This is a genomic window from Algoriphagus terrigena DSM 22685 (assembly GCF_000429445.1).
GTDB lineage: Bacteria > Bacteroidota > Bacteroidia > Cytophagales > Cyclobacteriaceae > Algoriphagus > Algoriphagus terrigena.
The window spans coordinates 1-20439 of record NZ_AUBW01000024.1 but is presented as its reverse complement, the minus strand read 5'-3'; the positions used below and the strand labels follow the sequence as shown (position 1 = coordinate 20439).

At 44.9% G+C, this 20439-nt stretch carries 22 protein-coding genes and 1 pseudogene; 12 read left to right on the top strand and 11 right to left on the bottom strand.

From position 1 onward, the window contains the following. Positions 1–116: 116 nt before the first annotated feature. The 3 genes from G459_RS29125 to G459_RS0119740 all read left to right on the top strand — a co-directional run bounded on the left by G459_RS29125 (position 117) and on the right by G459_RS0119740 (position 3955). Positions 117–773, top strand: a complete 657-nt coding sequence (locus G459_RS29125) for a hypothetical protein (protein ID WP_051315326.1) — start codon at positions 117–119, stop codon at positions 771–773. Positions 774–912: 139 nt separating this feature from the next. Further along, on the top strand, positions 913–1743 hold the full coding sequence (murI, locus tag G459_RS0119745) for a glutamate racemase (RefSeq protein ID WP_026969188.1): 831 nt from the start codon (positions 913–915) through the stop codon (positions 1741–1743). Between the two features lie 139 nt (positions 1744–1882). Then, positions 1883–3955 (top strand): S9 family peptidase, encoded by a 2073-nt coding sequence (locus tag G459_RS0119740; RefSeq protein ID WP_026969187.1) that lies wholly within the window; start codon positions 1883–1885, stop codon positions 3953–3955. Between the two features lie 82 nt (positions 3956–4037). Here G459_RS0119740 and lhpI read toward each other — a convergent pair whose 3' ends face one another. Next, positions 4038–4976, bottom strand: coding sequence for a bifunctional Delta(1)-pyrroline-2-carboxylate/Delta(1)-piperideine-2-carboxylate reductase (gene lhpI / locus G459_RS0119735; RefSeq protein ID WP_026969186.1), 939 nt, complete (start codon positions 4974–4976; stop codon positions 4038–4040). Positions 4977–5268: 292 nt separating this feature from the next. Here lhpI and rapA point away from each other — a divergent pair, with 292 nt between their 5' ends. The 3 genes from rapA (at position 5269) to G459_RS27985 (ending at position 9357) form a co-directional block, all read left to right on the top strand. After that, a complete protein-coding gene (gene rapA, locus G459_RS0119730) occupies positions 5269–8097 on the top strand; it encodes an RNA polymerase-associated protein RapA (protein WP_026969185.1) in 2829 nt (942 codons plus the stop codon). A 261-nt stretch (positions 8098–8358) separates the two neighbouring features. Next, positions 8359–8817 (top strand): COG2426 family protein, encoded by a 459-nt coding sequence (locus G459_RS0119725; RefSeq protein ID WP_026969184.1) that lies wholly within the window; start codon positions 8359–8361, stop codon positions 8815–8817. A gap of 267 nt (positions 8818–9084) precedes the next feature. Further along, positions 9085–9357, top strand: a complete 273-nt coding sequence (locus G459_RS27985; RefSeq protein ID WP_211234410.1) for a hypothetical protein — start codon at positions 9085–9087, stop codon at positions 9355–9357. Positions 9358–9575: 218 nt separating this feature from the next. On the opposite strand, the gene G459_RS0119710 is transcribed toward G459_RS27985, so the two are convergent. Both G459_RS0119710 and G459_RS0119700 read right to left on the bottom strand, forming a co-directional pair. Then, complete coding sequence (locus G459_RS0119710) at positions 9576–9896, bottom strand: hypothetical protein (RefSeq protein ID WP_035456483.1); 321 nt, start codon at positions 9894–9896, stop codon at positions 9576–9578. 651 nt (positions 9897–10547) lie between these two features. Next, positions 10548–10880, bottom strand: coding sequence for a winged helix-turn-helix transcriptional regulator (locus tag G459_RS0119700; protein ID WP_026969181.1), 333 nt, complete (start codon positions 10878–10880; stop codon positions 10548–10550). A gap of 115 nt (positions 10881–10995) precedes the next feature. Between G459_RS0119700 and G459_RS0119695 the strand changes: the two genes are divergently transcribed. Then, positions 10996–11541, top strand: coding sequence for a cysteine hydrolase family protein (locus tag G459_RS0119695; RefSeq protein WP_026969180.1), 546 nt, complete (start codon positions 10996–10998; stop codon positions 11539–11541). Positions 11542–11566: 25 nt separating this feature from the next. Then, a complete protein-coding gene (locus G459_RS0119690) occupies positions 11567–11953 on the top strand; it encodes a nuclear transport factor 2 family protein (RefSeq protein ID WP_026969179.1) in 387 nt (128 codons plus the stop codon). A 215-nt stretch (positions 11954–12168) separates the two neighbouring features. Here G459_RS0119690 and G459_RS0119685 read toward each other — a convergent pair whose 3' ends face one another. Together G459_RS0119685 and G459_RS0119680 are read right to left on the bottom strand one after the other, a co-directional pair. Then, on the bottom strand, positions 12169–12537 hold the full coding sequence (locus G459_RS0119685) for a VOC family protein (protein WP_157373390.1): 369 nt from the start codon (positions 12535–12537) through the stop codon (positions 12169–12171). Between the two features lie 174 nt (positions 12538–12711). After that, positions 12712–13533 (bottom strand): AraC family transcriptional regulator, encoded by an 822-nt coding sequence (locus G459_RS0119680; protein ID WP_026969177.1) that lies wholly within the window; start codon positions 13531–13533, stop codon positions 12712–12714. 157 nt (positions 13534–13690) lie between these two features. Between G459_RS0119680 and G459_RS0119675 the strand changes: the two genes are divergently transcribed. Further along, entirely contained in the window at positions 13691–14071 is a 381-nt protein-coding gene (locus tag G459_RS0119675; RefSeq protein WP_026969176.1) for a VOC family protein, read from the top strand. 619 nt (positions 14072–14690) lie between these two features. Further along, positions 14691–15101 carry a helix-turn-helix domain-containing protein gene (locus G459_RS0119670; protein ID WP_026969175.1) on the top strand — a complete coding sequence of 137 codons (411 nt, stop codon included), beginning with the start codon at positions 14691–14693 and terminating at the stop codon, positions 15099–15101. A gap of 181 nt (positions 15102–15282) precedes the next feature. On the opposite strand, the gene G459_RS29945 is transcribed toward G459_RS0119670, so the two are convergent. The 6 genes and pseudogenes from G459_RS29945 to G459_RS0119645 form a co-directional block, all read right to left on the bottom strand. Next, a complete protein-coding gene (locus tag G459_RS29945) occupies positions 15283–15762 on the bottom strand; it encodes a hypothetical protein (RefSeq protein WP_157373389.1) in 480 nt (159 codons plus the stop codon). 1 nt (position 15763) lies between these two features. After that, a complete protein-coding gene (locus G459_RS0119660; RefSeq protein ID WP_026969173.1) occupies positions 15764–16549 on the bottom strand; it encodes a hypothetical protein in 786 nt (261 codons plus the stop codon). A gap of 10 nt (positions 16550–16559) precedes the next feature. Then, complete coding sequence (locus G459_RS0119655; RefSeq protein ID WP_026969172.1) at positions 16560–17204, bottom strand: AbiU2 domain-containing protein; 645 nt, start codon at positions 17202–17204, stop codon at positions 16560–16562. A 2-nt stretch (positions 17205–17206) separates the two neighbouring features. Continuing rightward, on the bottom strand, positions 17207–17566 hold the full coding sequence (locus tag G459_RS0119650) for a hypothetical protein (protein WP_157373388.1): 360 nt from the start codon (positions 17564–17566) through the stop codon (positions 17207–17209). 410 nt (positions 17567–17976) lie between these two features. Next, positions 17977–18171: pseudogene (locus G459_RS29505) on the bottom strand (phosphoribosylformylglycinamidine synthase subunit PurQ); the annotation flags it as partial. 20 nt (positions 18172–18191) lie between these two features. Beyond that, entirely contained in the window at positions 18192–18764 is a 573-nt protein-coding gene (locus G459_RS0119645; protein ID WP_157373387.1) for a hypothetical protein, read from the bottom strand. A gap of 303 nt (positions 18765–19067) precedes the next feature. Between G459_RS0119645 and G459_RS0119640 the strand changes: the two genes are divergently transcribed. Next, positions 19068–19466 carry a transposase gene (locus G459_RS0119640; protein ID WP_026967570.1) on the top strand — a complete coding sequence of 133 codons (399 nt, stop codon included), beginning with the start codon at positions 19068–19070 and terminating at the stop codon, positions 19464–19466. Beyond that, positions 19463–20407: an IS3 family transposase gene (locus G459_RS27980; protein ID WP_084454453.1), complete on the top strand. Its 945-nt coding sequence runs from the start codon at positions 19463–19465 to the stop codon at positions 20405–20407. The genes G459_RS0119640 and G459_RS27980 overlap by 4 nt, the downstream gene beginning before the upstream one ends. The last annotated feature ends 32 nt before the right edge of the window (positions 20408–20439 follow it).

The window sequence follows — 20439 nt, the reverse complement described above, 5'->3', positions numbered from 1 at the left end:
TTTGTGTTGGAGTTCCTTTGGAAGCGGGAGTCGTGAAGCAGTTTTACCAGATTTCACTACTCCGGTTTTCGTGGGGGATAAGCTTTACTTTTCGGGTAGACTTGGTATTTTAGACTATGATAGAGGAAGCTTTGGTCAGCAGACAGATTGCGAGACTGGCGATAGTCTCGCTGTCGTTGTTCTTTATCTCCGCCAATGCTTTTTCTCAGGATGTCGCCGATTTCTTGGAGGTCAAAAAATGGAATAACAGCGCGGTGGTTTTGGCGATTTTTACCCCGGACAATTCCTTCCTCCTGCCGGTGGCCTACATCAACTACAGGCGCTGGCATATTGAGCCGCGGTACAACTACGAAGACATGCAGACCTTCTCGACCTTCGTAGGGTACAATTTCACGGGCGGCAAAAAGTTGAAATACCTGCTCACTCCCATGATAGGCGGAGTCGTGGGCCAAACTGACGGTATTGCACCGGGATTTGAGGTGGATCTTGGTTTGGGCAGATTTGGATTCTATACGGAGATGGAATATGTATTTGATCTCCACGTTTCGGAGAATTCCTATTTTTACGCATGGTCGCAGCTCAAATTTTATATCACCAAATGGATGGCGGTGAGCTTGGTGGGCGGACGAAACCGCGTGTACCAAAACGGCCTGGAAGTCCAAAGGGGAGTGGCGCTGGGTTTTTCAAAGGGGAAAAACACGCTGACAGGCTACTATTACAACCCCTTCACTCCCGAAAACTATGGTTCGATAGGTTTTTTCAGGAAGTTTTGATCTTCGGATCTTGTTGGGAAGCAACGGCTAAGTCTAGGATTGTAGATTTGACAGAGCCGGTTGGCATTTTTCGCTTTTGTTCATTATGGCGAAAATCCTTCCGCTAGAAAATGCAAATTGCAGGCCTCGACTATCCGATATGAATTCCAATACCTCTCCAATCGGCATCTTTGACAGCGGCTTTGGCGGCCTCACTGTTTTCAAAGAAATAGAAAAGCTTTTGCCCCAATACGATTACCTCTATCTGGGGGACAATGCCCGCGCACCCTATGGACCCCGCAGCTTTGAGACGGTCTATCACTATACAAGGGAGGCGGTCCAATGGTTTTTTGACCAGGGATGTCCGCTGGTCCTCTTGGCTTGCAATACAGCCAGCGCCAAGGCCCTAAAGAACATTCAGCAGCTGGATTTGCCGAAGATGGCAGATCCTACCCGCCGGGTTTTAGGAGTTATCCGCCCCACCACCGAAGTGCTGGGACAGTTTACCCAAACCGGTAAAGTAGGCGTTCTGGGCACGAGCGGAACAGTCAGATCCAATTCCTACCCCATCGAGATGGAAAAATATTGGCCGGATGTGGAGGTATTCCAGCAGGCCTGCCCACTCTGGGTGCCGCTGATCGAAAGCAACGAGCATGAGGGCGATGGCGCGGATTATTTTGTCAAAAAGTATCTGGACCAACTGTTTGCCCAAGAAAAGGGAATAGACACGCTCTTGCTCGGATGCACGCATTATCCACTCCTGCTTCCCAAACTGAAACAGCATATCCCTGCTCATGTGACGCTGGTAGCTCAGGGCGAAATTGTGGCCAAGAGTCTGGTTGACTACCTGGATCGGCATCCCGAGATGGAAGCCCGGCTCAGCAAGGGAGGAGACCATCGGTTTTGTACCACCGACGATCCGCTGGGTTTTCGAAAGCAGGCTGAGGTGATTCTGGGACGGGAGATCAAAGCGGCTGGGGTTCATCTGTGAAGCTTGACGCGGTCTGGACCTGCCTTGCCACTTTTTCGGGGATTTTCTCCAGTCCCGTCGCCTTCCGTGTATTTCCTCCGAAATTTTAGAGTCAAAACCGCTATCATCGGCCCTTGAATAATTTTAACCCAGATAGAAGATGAAGAATAAGTTCATCCTGGCCGCCGCTCTGGCTGCTACCATCTCCGTATCCCAGGCTCAGGACAAACTCAAAGCCATGCCGGGATACGAACAATACCAAAAAATGGCGCCGCAGATCTATACTGCGGTGAAATCCGGTGCTCTTTCGGCCAAATGGAATGCCGAGGGAACCTCGTTTGAATATGCCCAGGACGGGAAACTCTTCCGCTACGATATCAAGTCCAAGTCGGTGACCGAGCTTGGTGATGCTCCCAAGCCAGAACCCAGACGACGAACCGGGCCTGCCCGAGGTCGGCAGTTTGACTCCACAGAATCTCCTGATGGGTCCTTGAAGGCTTTCACCAAAGATCGAAACATGTACCTCAGCAATCCTGACGGCACAAATGTCATTGCTTTGACCAGCGATGGCAATGAAGAAAATCAGGTGAAATACGGCATCGCTACCTGGGTGTACGGAGAGGAACTCGGCCAAAACACCGCCATGTGGTGGTCTCCCGACAGCAAGAAGATTGCTTTCTACAAGTTTGTAGAGAAGGATGTCAAGAAATACTTCGTGCTGCTGGATCAGCTGAGCCTTTACGATTCATTGGAGATCGAAGCCTATCCAAAAGTAGGAGAGCCCAATCTCCCCGTGGATCTGATGGTCTATGATCTCGAAACCAAGAAGCTGACGCAGTTTGATATTCGGGATGGAAAGCCGTTTAGTGACGGCGGCTTGGGTACTTATATCTACGACATCTCTTGGACACCTGACGGCAAAGAGCTACTGTATCACAGCACCAACAGACTTCAAAATATCCTCGAGCTCCGCGCTGCCAATCCTGAAACCGGGAAAAGCAGGACGATCATCCACGAGGAATGGTTTCCGAGCTGGGTCGAAAATTCTCCCGAGATGAAGTCACTGGATAACGGCACGCAGTTTATCTGGGCCTCCGAGCGCTCCGGCTTCAACAACTATTACTTGTATAACTTTGACGGGACACTGGTCAGCACCCTCACCAAGCATCCCTTTGAAGTCGCCAACATCGTGAAGGTCGATGAGAAAAATCAGACGCTTTACTACCTAGCCAGAAGCGGTGACAACCACATGAAGATGCAGCTCCATCGCGTGAAATTCGACGGCAGCAAGGACGTTCGTCTGACGGATCCGACACTGAATCACACGGTGTCTATCTCTCCGGATGGCAAGTATTTCGTGGATGTAGCGCAAGCGCATGACGTTGCTCCATTTACCAATCTGATCGATGCCAAAGGCAAAATAGTCGCCGAACTCGCCAAAAGCGACATGAGCAAGTTTGAGTCTTTGGGCTTGAAAAAAGCGGAAATGTTCACCTTCACTTCCAAAGACGGCGTCACGCAGTTGCATGGACTGATCCATTTTCCTTCGGATTTTGATCCAAGCAAAAAGTATCCCGTGATACTCAGCAACTATGGTGGGCCTGCTACGAATGCGTTTCGGGAGACTTTTGTAAATCCCGATCCATTGACTGAATACGGATTTTTGGTGCTGAATATCGACGGCAGAAATGTAAAGGGTCGGGGCAAAGTGCTGCTCGACCAGTTGTATGGCAACCTAGGATTGGTGGAGATGGATGATTTTGCCGAAGGGGTGAAATCACTTCATAGCCGTACGTATTTTGACAAGGAGCGAGTCGGTGTCTATGGCACATCCTATGGAGGAACGACCGCAGCGACGATGCTGCTGAGATTCCCCGAGCTGTTCCATGCCGCAGTCGCCAACTCGTCGGTGACTGACTGGAGAAACTACGACAATATCTACACGGAGCGCTTTATGGGTACCTTGGAGACCAATCTGGAGGGCTACAACCGATTCAGCTTGATGAACATGGCTGACAAACTGGAAGGTGAATTGCTAATCTTCTTTGGCACTGCCGACAACAACGTCCACCCATCCAACTCCCTGCAATTGATCAATGCATTTCAGAAAGCAGGCAAAAGCATCGAGGTGCAGATCGCTCCCGACGGCGGCCACACAGCCCTGAACCGGGATCGTATGATGGAGTTTTTCATTACCCATTTGATCACTGACTTTAAGAAAGTCGTGAGGTAACGAAGAGACAAAAAGCGAAAGAATCAATGCATAGACCCCGGCCCAAACCGGGGTCTTTTTAATTGTAGCTTCTCAAAAGTCTCTAGGCCTTATAGCTTTTGTAAACCAACAGTGCAGCGGCCAGGTCTTCAATAGCCAGTCCGGCAGATTTGAAAAGCGTCACCTCGTCTGTAGAGGTTCTTCCGGGCTGGATGTCCTTGACCAATTCGACGATGTCAGCTCGGACATCACTTGCTGTGAGAATACCGTCAGCGATTGGCAGAGCAAGTTCTCCGGTTTCATGAAGTGCTCCGGCACGTGAATCTACAAAGATCGAGCTCTTGCGAATGGCGTCATCGTCGGTTTCGCGGGTGTCCGGTTTGTGGGAACCGATCATATCGAGGTGCGTTCCGGGCTTTACCCATTCTCCTTTGATGATTGGAGTCTTAGAAAGTGTAGCAGACGAGATAAGATCCGCATTTCGCGCTGAATCTTCGAGATCTGTGACGGCTTCGACAACAATTCCCTGATTCTTCAAATCAGCTACGAATTCATTCATCTTGGTGTTATTACGCATCCACACGCTTACTTTCTTAAAGTTTCTGACCGCCAGATGAGCCTGAATCAGATGCTTGGCTACAGATCCGCCGCCGACTATGAGCAGGTTTTCTGAGTCTTCTCTCGATAAGTAAGAGGAGGCAAGTGCCGAGGTGCAGGCCGTTCGTCGGGAGGTCAGCTCGGTGGCATTCATCATGGCCAGCGGCTGTCCTGTCTTAGAGTCGCTGAGGATGTATTGCGCAAAGATTGAGGGCATGTTTCGACTGGCATTTGCCGGCGCGACCGTGACCTGCTTCATCCCCATGTACTCGCTATTCCACACCGGCATCAGGATCAGGGTGTTGTCATCTCCCTCCGGCGTTTTGTAAAAATGATGATGCCTCACCGGCATGGTGTAGTCAGATTGAAAAATCTCACGAAGCGCTTCAATCAGTTTTTTATAGTCCAGATGTTCACTGATTTTCTCGTCAGGGATGATAAGCATGGGGATGTAAAGGTTTGTTCAAGTCTCCAAAGTTGGGGATTTTCCACAATAAGCGCCCTGATAAAAAGGTTTGACCAGGATATGAGGATGCGGTTAACGAGCAGACCAAGAATTCTCTGAACCACGAAAACAGAAGAGAGTGGACTGCGTCGAGGGCTGCAAAATCACAGGCAATCCGCTACTTCCCGCTGCCTTTTTCAAAGTATTTACTGAGAAAGGCGCATTTATGAGCACTTTTGTAAGATAGTCGAAGCCGACATAAAGTCAATAACCTAAATACGAGTAACAGTACATGCGGGAAATTTTACTAAACCAACGATACACCAGTGCCGGAGAGCCTGAGCTGGGAGTGGGTGTGGTCACAGAAGTCAGCAAGGGAAAGGTGCGGATCTCATTTCCTTCATCGGATGAAGTGAGGCTGTATTCAATAGAGAGTGCTCCCTTGCTCCGGACGGTCTTCAAACCCGGGCACACGATCGTAGATCAGCAGGGACAATCCTTGGTGATCGAGGAGGTTAAACTCGAACGTGGCTTGTATCTGTATTATGGCGACGACAGAGCGCTAAGTGAGGCTGAGCTTGGGGACGTGTCAACTTCGCATACGGTCGAAGATCGGCTGTTTGCTGGAGACGTGGATTCGCCCGAACTGTTTGCCCTGCGTCGGGAAACCCTGGATTACAATTATCAACGGCGAATATCTCCAGTCCATGGATTTGTTGGAGGGAAAGTCGACCTGATCCCGCATCAACTGTACATCGCTCACGAGGTGAGTTCGCGGTTTGCTCCACGTGTGCTGCTTTCCGATCAGGTTGGATTGGGTAAAACCATCGAGGCCTGCCTGATTCTGCACCGCTTGCTGGTGACCGGCAGGATCACACGGGCGCTGATTATTGTGCCGGAATCCCTGATTCACCAGTGGTTTGTGGAGGTCTTGCGCAGATTCAATCTGTGGTTCAATATTTTCGATGAAAAACGTTCTGCCTCCCTCGAAAAAGGCGCGCCGCAGGGAAATCCTTTCCTTGATGACCAGTTGGTGATCTGTAGCATTGAGTTTCTGGCAGGTTCTGCAAAACGAACCCAACAGGCCGTTTCTGCCGGTTGGGACATGCTAGTGGTGGACGAAGCGCATCACCTCGAATGGTCCGTGGAGGAAGCAGGTCCGGAGTACAGCATCGTGGACCTGCTGAGTAGGGTCACAAAAGGCCTGTTGCTCCTGACTGCTACCCCGGAGCAATTGGGGGTGGAAAGTCACTTTGCGCGCCTTCGCTTACTTGACCCCAATCGGTATGCTGATTTCGACGATTTTGTCAAAGAATCAGAAGGCAACAAAGACATTGCTGCGATTGTTGAAAAACTGTCGGCAGGCAAAGGCTTGACAGCGAAGGAAAAGATACTGTTGGAGTCGATTTTTTCCAAAGAAAGAATCGCCCTGCTTGCCAATAAGGATGAGCAAGCGACCCACAACTTGATCGAAGATCTGCTCGATCAGCACGGCCCGGGAAGAGTGCTTTTTAGAAATACCCGATTGGCGATGAGCGGGTTTCCAAAGCGGATAGCCCAGCTGATCCCGCTTCGGGACGAGGAAGATCAAAGCCTATGGATCGAGCGTCTGCGGAATGAGTTCTCGGATGATATGAATGGCTCCTCTGAATCTAGGAGCGCCCAGGAATTTTGGTTTGACGAAGATCCGCGGGTAAAGTGGCTGCTGGGGAAGATGGAGGAATTGGAGCCTGCGAAGATCTTGCTGATCTGCACGTCCAAGGAAAAAGTGCTGGCTCTGGAGTCGGCCATAAGTAAGTTTCCCGAGATCACTGCGAGTGTTTTTCACGAAGATCTCACGCTGGTACAGCGGGATCGTAACGCAGCTTGGTTTGCTGAGCCAGACGGAGCGCAGATCCTTCTCTGCTCAGAGATTGGGAGTGAAGGACGGAACTTTCAATTCGCCCATCACCTCGTCTTGTTTGACATGCCTTTCCATCCCGAACTGCTGGAGCAGCGGATCGGCAGACTTGACAGGATAGGCCAGAAAAAGGACATCACGATCTTCATTCCCTATCTCGTCGGCAGCCCTCAGGAGCTCTTGGTCCGATGGTTTCATGAAGGTATCAATGCATTCAATGCCAACCTGGAAGGAGGAGATATGATCTCCAAGCTTTTCAGCAATAGGTTGCTTACAATTGCCAAAAACGAATCGTTTGAAGCTGCCGAAACCGAATTGGAAGCCTTGATCGCCGAGACAGCTGACTACCAAAAAGTACTGAAGAAAAATCTGGCCGAAGGGCGTGACAGTATGCTGGAGATGAATTCATTCCGTCCGAAAGTTGCGGAGAGGTTGATCCAGCAAATCCGGCAGGAGGACAATGATCCTGCGCTGGAGACGTACCTGACCAAAGTGTTTCGGCATTTTGACATCGAGATGGAAGACCTAGCGCCCCGAACGTACCTGTTGCACCCGGCGTCATTTAGCGCTTCCGTATTTCCGGCGATTCCGAGAGAGGGAGTGCAGGTCACCTTTGACAGACAGCGCGCACTCAGCAGGGAGGATGTAGGCTTCCTTACTTGGGATCATCCTATGGCAACCGGAGCCATCGACAAGGTGCTAAGCTCGACCCTCGGCACGGCCAGCTGCGGACTGATTCGGAAGAGCGGTAAGCCCGGACTGGTGCTGGAATTGATTTTCGTGCTTGAAACGTCCGGAAAGCAACGGATGGCCATCGATCGATTCCTTCCCCATACCCCGCTGCGGGTGGTCGTTGACCATACCGGAGACGATGTGACAGAAAGCTTTTCCGTAGCAATGCTCAACAAAAGCGTCGTGCCCGGCAAGATAGATGCCCTCTTGGAAAGCAACCTATTCGTGGAAACCATGCTGCCCGATATGATTGCATCCGCCACGGAGATTGCGGAGGAAATGGGAGAAAATGAGATTGAGAAAGGCTTGGCTCGGATGAGACGTACCCTGGATCATGAGATCAACCGGCTCAGCGCCCTTCAGAAAAAGAACAAAGACATTCGGGTCGACGAAATCCAGGCAGCGATCGCAGAGAGAAATACCTTGTCCGCCCTTATAAAAAGAGCCAGAGTACGACTGGATGCGGTGCAGGTGATCAGGAGGGAGTAGGAAGACGGTTGCCGGTGTCGGGCCCTTAGACCACCAACAGCTTCCGGACACCGGGCTGTTCGGGGTGTAGTCAAAATACCTGTAATAAGCTCGGGTAATGAGTCTGTCGAAGTATAAATTTGGCCACTGACTCTTTGCTGAAATTCCTAAAAGAAAAACAAATCCTTTTACGAGGGAACGCGTTTCTATCAACAATTTGAAGTTTTGCCCAACGGTAGCATTTCAGAAATTCGTTACTTTTGCGGCATCTAATCACCTCCCATGTTTCTCGATATTCTTATCTCCATCCTGTGGAGCATTTCCCCTTTCGGAGAAGCGAAAGTTGGCATCCCTTACGCGATCCTAAATGGTGTAAATATATACTTAGCGTTCGCGCTTTGTTTTGTCGCCAACGTACTGATATTCCCGATCATGTCGTTTTTCTTAGAGGTAGTGAACCGCTATTTCATGAAGTGGTATCACTACAAGAAGGCAGCGATCTTTGTCGGGCGTAGAGCCAAAGCCGGCGCGGGCAAAAATGTGGAAAAATACGGTTTTTGGGGACTCATGATCTTTGTGCTGATTCCGCTTCCAGGGACAGGAGTGTACGCTGGTACCATTGCAGGATACCTTTTTGGGCTGGACAGAAAAAAGGCCTTCCTGGCGAATACTATCGGGATTTTCTTCTCATGCGTCATCGTGTGGGTGACCACGGTACTGGCCACGGGCGGTTTTAACTAACCTGCAAGCAAGTCATGTATATGCCCTTGGTATGGCTGATTCCGACAGCTATCGCGGCCCTATGAACTTCAAAACCGAAAGAAGATGGCCTACGCCTAGCGATCGCTTTTGAGTTTTTTAATCTGAATATACGCTATTCTGCCAGTTGACGAATCTTCCAGTGATCTTGGGCCTACTTGCGGAAGGCATGCTGGAAGACCGAAGAAAACAGGGTTTAGTGTTTTTTTGGGCTTAAGACTCACCAGTAAGAAACTGCTTAAGCTAGTTATGGAGAATCCTCAAGAAAGCCGAATGGAGTGGCTAAAGATGATTTTTGAATACCACGCGAAATTCAACAAGCGATTCGGCGAGCTACAATTCTGGACCCATGACAATCATGCAATCGAGCTTAATAGGCTCGAATTGATCGAAAGTCGAATGAAGTACATCCATGAAAATCCGGTTCGGGCTGGAATTGTTGAAAAGGAAGATGACTATTTGTATTCGAGCGCCAGGAACTATTCAGGGTTAAAAGGATTGGTTGAGGTAGATTATTGGTAGCAGCGGAGCTAGGCGTAGTTTGCAACTACGCCTTCCTATTCCAACGAATTTGCAATTCGATTTTAATCACGGGACAGCTGTTTAGTATCATTTCCGATTACAAATCGGTTTGAATATCAGGGTGTAGTTACAAACTACACCCAGTCCAGCGCCATTGTGAGCTGCAGAAGTGAAAGAAAGTAGACTACGTCTAGAGGGGTTGGAACACGGCCGTGTACTTATTGTTTCTCATTGCGTTTTGGCTGCCCCGGGCTAGAGCTGTTTTCCTCAAGAATCGTTTCCAGTTTCGCAGCCCGCTTTGGGTCGCCCACCCACTGGTATAGCTGAGCGGCCTTTTCACCCGCTTTCTTCACAAACCCGGTCTTGTCTTTTGTGGAAAGCCAGCCAATAAATCTCCTCATAAACTTGATATAAGGAGCCATCAGCAAAGAAGCCAGAGCGACAAACAGCCAGCCAAGCGGTATGAAGGGTATAACCATGAATACAAGGCCGGCTATAAAAATAAGAAGTGCGACAGCGGGGATGATGAATTTTCTCACTTCGGTAAGAACGAACGACTACAGGTGAAAGATTAGGGTCTTAGGGGTAAATAATTGAGATTTCGGCAACAATGTCTGTCCATTTCAGGACGGATATAGTTCAGCTACTCCACCAATTTTCACTTAAGTATCAACTACATTGACCGAGTAAAAAATAGAGCAATACAAAGACAAGTATTGTTCCCACGCACCCACCACCCAATTTCTTTGCGCCGTATCCGGCAAGCAGACCTCTGAAAATATTGTTCATCGTATGTTATTTAGATTGTTTGATATAGTATGACAGCGGTCTGCAAGATTGAAGTTTATTGGTCTTCGATCTTGCCACCGCTTCTTCTTTGTGTTTGCAACAAAGACAAACCCTATACCACCAAAAAAATCCACCAATTCGGCTCAAAAAGGATGAATTGGAATTTTCTTGAGAACCTTTTTCTACAGAATGTAGATCACAGCATGGAGACGGCGGGGACAAGGCGAAACACGGTCCTTCACGTCTAACCCGCGGGCTGGGTATGAGACCCGTATGTACGGTGTGTGAGAGGCGCATCTCTGCAACCTAGTGGTTGGCCAGGCCGTCCATTCGATTGGGAATATATACTCCTTATTTATGTCATTCCGTTTCCAACTTTCCTGACTGCTTTTCAAAGCAATTTATTTTAGGCTTTCTAATCCAAATGTGGCAAGTGTGTCTGCTATTGGTAAAGTTTTTTGCCCAAGTTCTGTCAAAGTATATTCAACTCTGGGAGGGATCTCGGGATATGCCTTTTTAGCTACAAATTTATGCTCTACCAAAAAATTGAGTTCTTGGATCAACACTTTTTCACTGATTCCGGGTATTGCTCTTTTTAGTTCTCCATATCTTATTACTCTTTCATTGATTTGAAATAAGATTAACAGTGTCCACTTACCACCTAAAAGAGCTAGTGAACGTCTTACGGGGCAATTTTCGTCCGATGTGAGAATATTTTTTTGATTTCTTTTCATTTGATAATCAATATTTCTAACCGACAGGTAGGTACCCTACAACAAGGTATGTACTTGTACAAAGGTAAGCTTGTCTGCACCTTTGTACAAGCAGCTTCATTAAAAGGGGAAATCTATGGGCAAAGCATTGATAATAATAGACATTCAAAATGATTATTTTGAAGGTGGAGCAATGGAATTGGTGGGTTCTCTTGAGGCAAGTGAAAACGCCAAACTTGTTTTGACTAAATTCAGAGATGAAGACTTGCCGATCGTTCACATTCAGCATCTTTCTGTGGCACCGGGTTCTACCTTCTTTTTACCGGAAACTAAGGGGCAAGAAATTCACGGGAATGTAGAACCCCAGGCTGGAGAAAAGGTAATTGTAAAATATTACCCAAACAGCTTTAGAGAAACAGAGCTTTTGGATTACTTAAAATCTCAGAACGTTACCGAGCTGGTATTTTTAGGGATGATGACCCATATGTGCGTTGATGCTACTGTGAGAGCGGCAAAAGACCTTGAGTTTGACTGCACCGTAATCGGTGATGCTTGCGCCACCAGAGATTTGGAAATTGACGGCGAAATGGTGAAAGCAGCAGATGCTCACAACGCGTTTTTAAGTGCTTTATCTTTCTTTTATGCCAATGTAAAAAGCACCAAAGATTTTCTTAATAATTAACAAACGACCATTTAAAATAAAAACAATGACAGCTATAGAAGTGGTAACGGCTTATTCAGTAGCCCTTTCACATGGAGATATTCCTACCGCATTTTCACATTTTAGTCCAGATGCAAGATGGCACCAGCCAGGCAGCCATCAGTTTGCAGGAACAAAAACAGGTCTTGAAGCAATTGGCAAGATGCTTGGCGATATGATGGGTGCGACACAAGGTTCATTGGTTATTAATCCTACCGGAGCCTTGATGGCAAACGGAAATCTAGTTTCTTTCCCAGTCCGTTTCACTGGGAAAAATGGCGACAAAACAATTGACATGAATGGTGTTGATTTGTTCGAAGTCGTCGATGGGAAAATTATTCAGGTTTGGCTCTTTTCCGAAGACCAAGGTGCCGAAGATGTATTTTGGAACTAATTTTTAGTCAAAATTTTAATATATCAAAAGAGAGGTTATTCTGATTAGAATAGTCTCTCTTTTGCTTATTGTTGGTTACGCCTAAGGGCTCAAAACTTGTTGTAGTGGGATTAGCGTCAAACCACACTCAATGGGGGAGTGGAGAGTAGAAAGGCCCCGGCTGGTTGAGCAATGACTGGCCGTGTGTCTGCCCGTCTCGATATTCCTCGCGCGGCTCAGTTGCTTGAGTGCAGGCCCAGCTTGTTTCCTTCTGTGTCAATAAACAGTGCAAAATATCCCATCTCCGGGCTGATTTTGGTTTTTGCCAAGATTACCTGTCCGCCATTTTGTTCTACTTTGTCAAGCATGGGTTGCAGGTCGTCACCTGCATTCAGATAGAGCACCGCTCCGTCGGTTGTCGGTTTGTAGTCGGTGCCTTTTACCAAAACGACGTTTACTGTTCCGTTTTCGTTTGGCAAGACTCCCATCTGATTGCCGTCCATCTCCATCTCTTCAATGGCAAGGCCTAAGATGGTCTGGTAGAATGTGACCGCTCTCGCAAAGTCGGCTGTGGGGATTTCTACGATTGAGATTAAGTTGTTCATGGGAATTGATTTTTGTGTTTGACTGTCTTCGGATTTTTCTTGTTGGGCTTTTGTGTCAGTGCAAGCCGAGAGAGCGATTGCGATCAGCATTGCCAGGATAGTTCGTTGCATAGGATGGCGTTTGATGCAAATCTGGCATCGGATCACATGCTGAAATAGTAAAAATGCGACAGGTTAGTCTTTTGAATAAAAAATAGAAGACAGTCGCATCTGTTCGTCTGACAAGAACTCCCTGGGCGTGATGCCTGTGAATTCCCTGAAGTCTTTGATGAAGTGATTTTGGTCGTAGTACTCACTTTCGTAGGCGATTTCGGTAAAGGTCTCCGTCTTTTGGTTGAGCATCAGTTTCAAGGCAGTCTGCAATCGGATCATCTTGCCTAGTTGTTTCGGGCTGACGCCGATTTGTTTCAAAAAATTCCGTTCGAGCTGTCTTCGTTTTGATGGATCTTCCTTTAGAATTGCATTGATGGGCACACTTCCGCTCGTCGCCATCAGCGCGTCCACAGTTGATTTTACAATAGCGTCAATGGTGGTTTTTTCGTTGAGCTTGTTCAGCAGAAAAGCTTCGATGAGCTCGATCCTTTCTTGCGTGTCTGCCGCATGAATGATTTTTTGCTCTAGGTCATTGGCAGCGGTCCGTTCGAGAAGGTCTGCAAATGGAGTTTCCTTGTTTTCTAGGTTTTTAAGAGTTGTTGGGATAAAGTTGGCTAGGCCATACGGGTAAAAACGGGTTGCAAAACAGTGGACATATCCGACAGGCTGAATCGTAAACGGCTCGGTAATCTGCCCCACCACGATTGCTCTGGGCTGGATGATAAACTCGTCTTCGGAAGTGTATCGCTTAATGTCATCGCCCAATATGAATATCAATTCCATGCAGCCGTCCGGGATGATCCGCTGCTTTTCGGAACTGTATTCGGCAGGAACCTCCAAAGTCCAAAAACACTTCACCAGCGAATTCAAGTAGGCATTCGGTTGGTACGTCTGATAGTTCATTTGTGAGATTGGGTTTGTCTGGTGGAGAAGTAATCTCCGTATAATCTTGTGAAATAGAGGGTAAAAGCCCTCAGATATTTGGAGGATTCTCAAAAACTGGCGAACTTAAAAATTCCCAACCCCCGGTTCTGCATCCGAAATTAAACTTCTTTTTGCCATGTTTAAAAATTCGAGAGCTTTCAGCAGTTACTCAGTCGATGATATTGTTGCAGCCAAATCCTTCTATCAGGAGATTCTGGGATTGGATGTAGAGGAAGATGAAATGGGTTTCTTGTCCATTCGTCTTACGGGTGGCGGGGAAGTTATCCTCTACCCCAGGCCAAATCACCTTCCTGCTACCTTCACTGTGCTCAATTTTCCTGTCGACGATATCGGCAAGGCTGTGGACGAATTGATATCGAAAGGGGTCACCTTCGAGCAATATTCCGGTGAGATCAAAACGGATGAAAAGGGGATCTGCCGAGAAGGAGGAGGGCCGTTAATTGCCTGGTTCAAGGATCTGGCGGGAAATATCCTGTCAGTACTTCAGGAAGTTTAGCCGGCATTTTCTGTTTTTCGGAGTGGGAGACATTGTATTGATGGTAAGCTCTACCCCGCCAAGTCCCCATAATCATCTGAATACGTCGGAGTTTACGATTTCGACTTCTTTTTCCTAACTATTAGACATCGACGAAGTATTCGAAACTAGAATAGGAGGATGCATTCAGTGCCTATTCAGGCATATCTTCTCCGACTCTTCTTCGACTTTTCTTCGAGTCATCTTCGACTCTTGTTCGACTTAGGAGCCGAAGATGATACGGCGCAAAGGTGACCCTCAGTCAGCCGTAATATGGAGATGGTATGGGACGCCGATTACTTATGTCTATTTCAATTAAAGGTTTTTATAGGGAAAGTATCTGGACTTTCGGGATTGGAATCGGTGGTTTTTAGAACGCAGAGCTTGAAATCGATTAAGTGAAGAAAATGGGCGGATAAATTATTCCGGATTTCGGGTCGTTAGTGTTCGGTAATCGACATGATTGCGAACTCCGTCATTCTTCGTCCCGAAAAGACGGTCAATTTCCCAGATTCCTTGTCAGAGTCGGAGAATTGGAATAATTTAGTTTTAGGAGCAAGGTAAAAAAGTCCTATTTTTCCAGCAGCAAATCACGAAGACCATGAACGAAAAGATCCACCACGGCCGGAATATCAAGCGCTTCAGAGAGATGATGGGCATCAAGCAGGAGGCCCTGGCGCACGAACTTGGTGCTGACTGGTCTCAGAAGAAGATCAGCCTGCTGGAGCAAAAGGAAGAAGTGGAGGAGGAGCTGCTGAGGCAGGTAGGTGAGATTCTACGGATTCCGGTGGAAGCTTTTCAGAATTTTGACGAAGAGCAGGCGATTAATATCATTTCAAGTACGATCAATAATCATGATCAAAGTGCTTTTGTCCAATACAATCCTGTTTATAATGTTAATCCCTTAGAAAAGATTATCCAGCTCCACGAGGAAAAAATTGCCCTCTATGAGCGAATGCTAAAGGAAAAGGATGAGATGATGGCCAGATTGGAAAAGTTGCTGAATAAGTAAGATTTTAAAGCTTTTTCATAACAGCCTCAATGAAGCCTAGTAAGACGAATTTGCAATTCGATTTCCGATTACAAATCGGTCTGGATATTAGGGTGTAGTTACAAACTACACCCAGTCCCAACGCTAATCTGACTACGCCGAGAAGGGTAATTACAGCGTTAAGACTATTGATCTGACACACCTAGACGGGTATGCCAACAAAGAATGAAATATCGATTTGATTATCATCAAATTTTGAAATTAATACAGGTATCGGATACTTTTTCTTGCTTAACCAGGCCCTTCCCGACCAATGATCAGAAACTATATCGGCCCTATCGAGTGATTTTATTACTCCTTCACCATGATCATCCTCTCCATAATGATTAGCTAATAAATCTACTAATTTAAATATATAATCTAGCTTATAAGTGTGTTCTTTTTCAAGGTTGATGATAAACGTAAAATTGCATGTTTCCATTGAATTTTCGAATCTTACCATCTCTATAGTATCAAAATGAGGATCTCCAATAAGTAAAGAAATGAATTTTAAACTAATGTTACCTTCTTTTGAAATACTATATTCCTTTGGTGCGAAATCATTACTTACACTATAACTGATTGAATGATTCAAGTAGTTTTCTAATAAATTTTTTGTGTATTTATATTGGTTATTTTCCACTTTATTTTAGTTCTGTTCCGAGGTGTTTCCTTCTTCCTTTATCTGTAAAGTTTAAATATTCCTGATCATTGATTTTTTCAATTTTAATCATCTCATGATCTAATAGGTTTTGAATAAAAGAATTAGGTATTCCGTCTAGTTTAAAATTTCCTTTTTGTAATTCACTATTTACTAAGTCCAAAGAGCCTGAAAGATGTTCTTGATCATTATTAAGGGTCATTTCAGTGATTTCTTTCAAGCTATTTTTTAATCTAGAATTCTCATCTTTTAGTATTTTGTATTCAGGTTCAATAGCAACCAAACTAGTTAGTCTGTTTCTCATTTCTTCATTATCTTTTATATACTTTTCATTAGATTTTTGTAGATTATCGATTTTGTTGTTTAGATCCTCTAGCTCCAATTTGCCAGCTTTCGCATTTTCAAGCTGAAAACTTTTTGAAGCAATTGAAAGTTCTCCATCCAGCCTTGCTCCCTTTAAAACAAACGTAGATTGTATTCTTTTCTTGGTTGGTACGTTTGTTAGGTAGTCAAGTCCATTATTTAAGTAAGGTAAGGAGGATGAATAGATATAGGATATCAAAAGTGGAAAGAAAAATACATTCCAAAATGAAAACATTTCGTTAGCTTCAATTTGTTCTATAGTGTACTCGATGGACTTATTTGATGCCAAAATCATGACTACTGGCTTCCAATTCCAAAATAGAAAAGTAATTAGGAAAGGTCCAAAAACTCTATTTTTAATTCTGTCCCCAACTGTCTGGAAAAATTCTTTTAAAAATTCAGTCATATACTTTTAATTATTTCTTTCTAGAATTAATTAGTATTCCATTTCTTGTCTGTGCAGCTCGCTTGACAACCCATTCAGGGCTCCATCCGCTTTTATTTGGGAAAATAAATTCACCGTCATAGAAGGCTCCGTTAATTCTATTGTAAAAATCAAAAGCCAATTCAGTAAGAGATTCCAATTGCTTCCAAGACAACGGAATCTTTTTTTCGGTTTTTGCTTCCTGGCCATTTTTATTGATTCTTTTTCCATGAGCAAAAAAATTATTCCTTAAGTCCATTAGGACTTCAATCTCACCTTTGAATATCTCTAACATAAATCGGAGTTCGGTAATCAGTTCTTTTTTCTTCGTCTGATCAGAGATTTTATTCCTGTTCAGCTCATTCACTTCAGGCAAAGGCGTAGAGTCCAATCTATTGATAAATTTCTGAAAACTATAGCTCTCATTTCCCGAATTAGAAAAAAGCTTTGCAAGCTGAATTATAAGAATAAACCTCATCTGAACAAAATAATGTCTAAAGAAGCCGTGCTTTTTGACCCAATCTTCATTTTCCGTAGAAGGTGTACCTAGATATTTGGCGTTATGAATTGACACCTGTACGTCAAATAATATTTGAAGAACTTCATCTTTGTATTCCTCGATTTCTTTTAAAGTCATGGCTACGCTTTAAAATTTGAAAAATGTTCGTCCTTTTCAAAGTCTGCATCCGAACCCGATTTCAATTTTGAATTTGAAGAATTGCTTTTGTCCTTGTAAAAGGATACCCTGTCTATTTTTCCAGCAGAATCCTTCTTTACATCTTCTTCATGGTCAGAGGAAATTGCAAGTAAAGTTTTTTCACTTAAGGCTTTATATTTTTCCCATTGGGGCTTATCCTCAAAAGCTATGGTCAACCTGTCTTTAAATTGTGTATCGTTATACGCGAGTTGCATGCATTCTCGATTAAAAGCCATCCGTTCGCCTTTTTCGTTTCTGATTATACCGTAAGGCATATCGATCCTGAATAAGTTGTTTAGCATTGTTTTCTTTGGGTACGGTTAATTTTTTGTTGTTTCGATAAAACCATCTATATTTTTTTGTTCGGAACTATAGATATGATTTGCCATTTTTTTTCATCCACAATATCCCAACTTATCGCTTCCTAGACAACATGCGACGTACTAGGTAATTACTTAAAAAAGTCCAGAAATAACTGCCTTCTTTCTAAAAACCTAGGTCAAGATATTCTAAATTTTGAACAAAAAAAATCCCTCAGATTTCTCTAAGGGATTTTTTGATTTGAGGTTTTAGAATCTATTGTTTGAAACCAATCTTATTTCGGGGTTCCTTAATCTTTCAATGTTTCAATTCGCCACGGCGAACAGGTTCTTCCAATTTTTCAATCAGAGGAAATATCAAATACTGAACGTCGAAAATCGAATGCCGAAGTTTAGGAGTTCTCCTCCACCCATTCCCTCGCATTTACAAAAGCCTCCATCCAAGGCGTAAAGTCGTCCTCTCTGTCTGCCGGATAGTGTGCCCAGTTCCAAGGCTTCAGGCTTCGCTCGATGTGCGGCATGATCGCCAGGTGACGGCCGTCTACTGAGACGATGCCTGCCGTGGCATGGTCCGAACCGTTTGGAGAAGATTATCAAATATATCCAGTTAATCAACTGAATAGACCAAGCCAACTTTATCAACGATACTTAATTTGCCGAGTTGATTAACTACCCAAGTGTCTGATGATACTTTTTCTAGAGATTTAAACACTCGGTTTTCTCCTTGCTTAGTCATACTCATTCTATGCGTAAATGAAGTTCCATCTGGAAACGATTCTGTTTTGAAATAGTCATTTCCCTTTTTAAATATCCTGACACTTCCGCCACCATATATGGTAGGTGTTTTCCAAGATCCAATTTCAATTTTTTTGGAATCTCCTATATCGGCTGAAGTATTGGTTTCTTCTGTAGGCGGTGCGGATATCCTTCTTGCATTCTGAGCACTATCAAGAAATATTTGTGCTTTGCCTGCAACTATGTATAAGCTATCTGCTTCGTGTCTATTTTTACTATTTGCTGGAATTTCGTCTAAGATTGATTGCGATCGCTTGAAATCGGCGGTAAGCATTGCTCCTTTTGCTCTTTTAATTTCTTTTTCATGGGATGGCATTTCTTTTTCATCAGATGGCGCACAGGAACTCAAAAAGGTAACTATTGAAAGTGCTATGAAAAGTTTCATGCTTTTATGTTTGGTTTTATTAATGTCAGCTTCTTAGCTTAGTAAGGAGGGTCGAATTGCTTAAATAGCGATTTAAGAAAGCCCAAATTTCAATTAGAAGTGATCTTAAGATAAGACTAAATCTTTAACCAAAAAAAATCCCCCAGATTTCTCTAAGGGATTTTTGGTGATTTGAAGCTTTGGCAGGCTAAGTACAAATGTTCGAAATCTTGATTCGAAATCAGAGACATTTGAGTCCTAACTTGCGCTTGAAGTTCATGTCATTCTCTGAAATAGGTTGACCGTTTTAAAGCCAAGAAAGAAATGCTAAAAACGGGAAAAAGGATCAATTCACGTCGTGAATTTTCAGAAGGATTCAAACGTAAATTGGTTGATGATTTTGAAAAGGGTGTGATGTCGGTACTCCAGATGGAGCGGCAGTACGGAATTTCAAACAAATCTATTTACAAGTGGATCTATAAGTATTCTACCTACAACGAGAAAAACATCTGTATCGTGGAGATGAAAGACAGCCAAACCCATCGGGTAAAAGAACTGGAAGAAAAGGTCAAGGAGTTGGAACGGGCCGTTGGCCAGAAGCAGATAATGATTGATTATCTGGAGAAGATGATTGATCTGGCAAAGGACACTTATTCCATCGATGTCAAAAAAAACTCCAACACCCCACACTCTGGTGGTTCCAATCCAACAGACAAGTCATGAGCTATTCCCTTAATGAACTCTACCGAACTGTAGGAGTAAGCAAACAGTCGGTTCAGCAGGCTAAAAATCGGCAGGAATCCTTTGACCGGGAGTTGTCTGAACTGATTGTATTGGCCAACCAGCTCAAAGCAGAGCATCCCGGGTGTGGGGTTGAAAAGATGTACTATGCGCTAAGACCGCACTTCATGGGAAGGGACAAGTTCTGTGAGCTTTTTCTGGAGCTGGGCTATGGGGTCAATCGGGTGAAGAATTACCATCGGACCACCTTCAGTGGAGCGCTATACTATCCTAATCTAATTGAAGGGATGTGTGTCACCAGGCCTTTTCAGGTGATCCAGAGTGATATCACTTACTTTCAACTTAAAGGCGATCATTATTACTTGGTGTTTATCATAGATGTGTACACTAGATTGATCGTCGGGTACGCCGTGAGCGATCACCTGCGCACAGAAGCGAATATCAGGGCATTGAAGAAGGCTTTGGGGATCATGAACTGTACTCCTTGGGATACTATCCATCATTCAGACCGGGGATCGCAGTATGGGAGTCATGCCTATACCCAGTTGTTGTCCGGCCAAAAGATTCATATCAGTATGGGATTAGTCGCTTGGGAAAACCCCTATGCAGAACGGATCAATGGCATTATCAAGAATGAATACCTGAAACGATGGGCAATCCGTGACTTCAAAGAGCTAAAGAGAAAAGTGGCCAAGGCGGTCAGCCATTACAACGAAAAACGGCTCCATCGGGCGTTTAATATGAACTACACCCCCATGGAGTTTTACCAAAAACTGATAGATTTACCTACCCAAGAAAGACCGACGGTGAATATTTATACCGAAGGAAGACAAAACTTCTTAGGGACATCGAGCCCCTTCGAAGTTTACCCAAGAGAAGAACCTCTGGCTCATAATTGTCCGATGGAATTAAATAAATGTTGAACCAAACGGTCAACCATATTTAGGGAAGTACA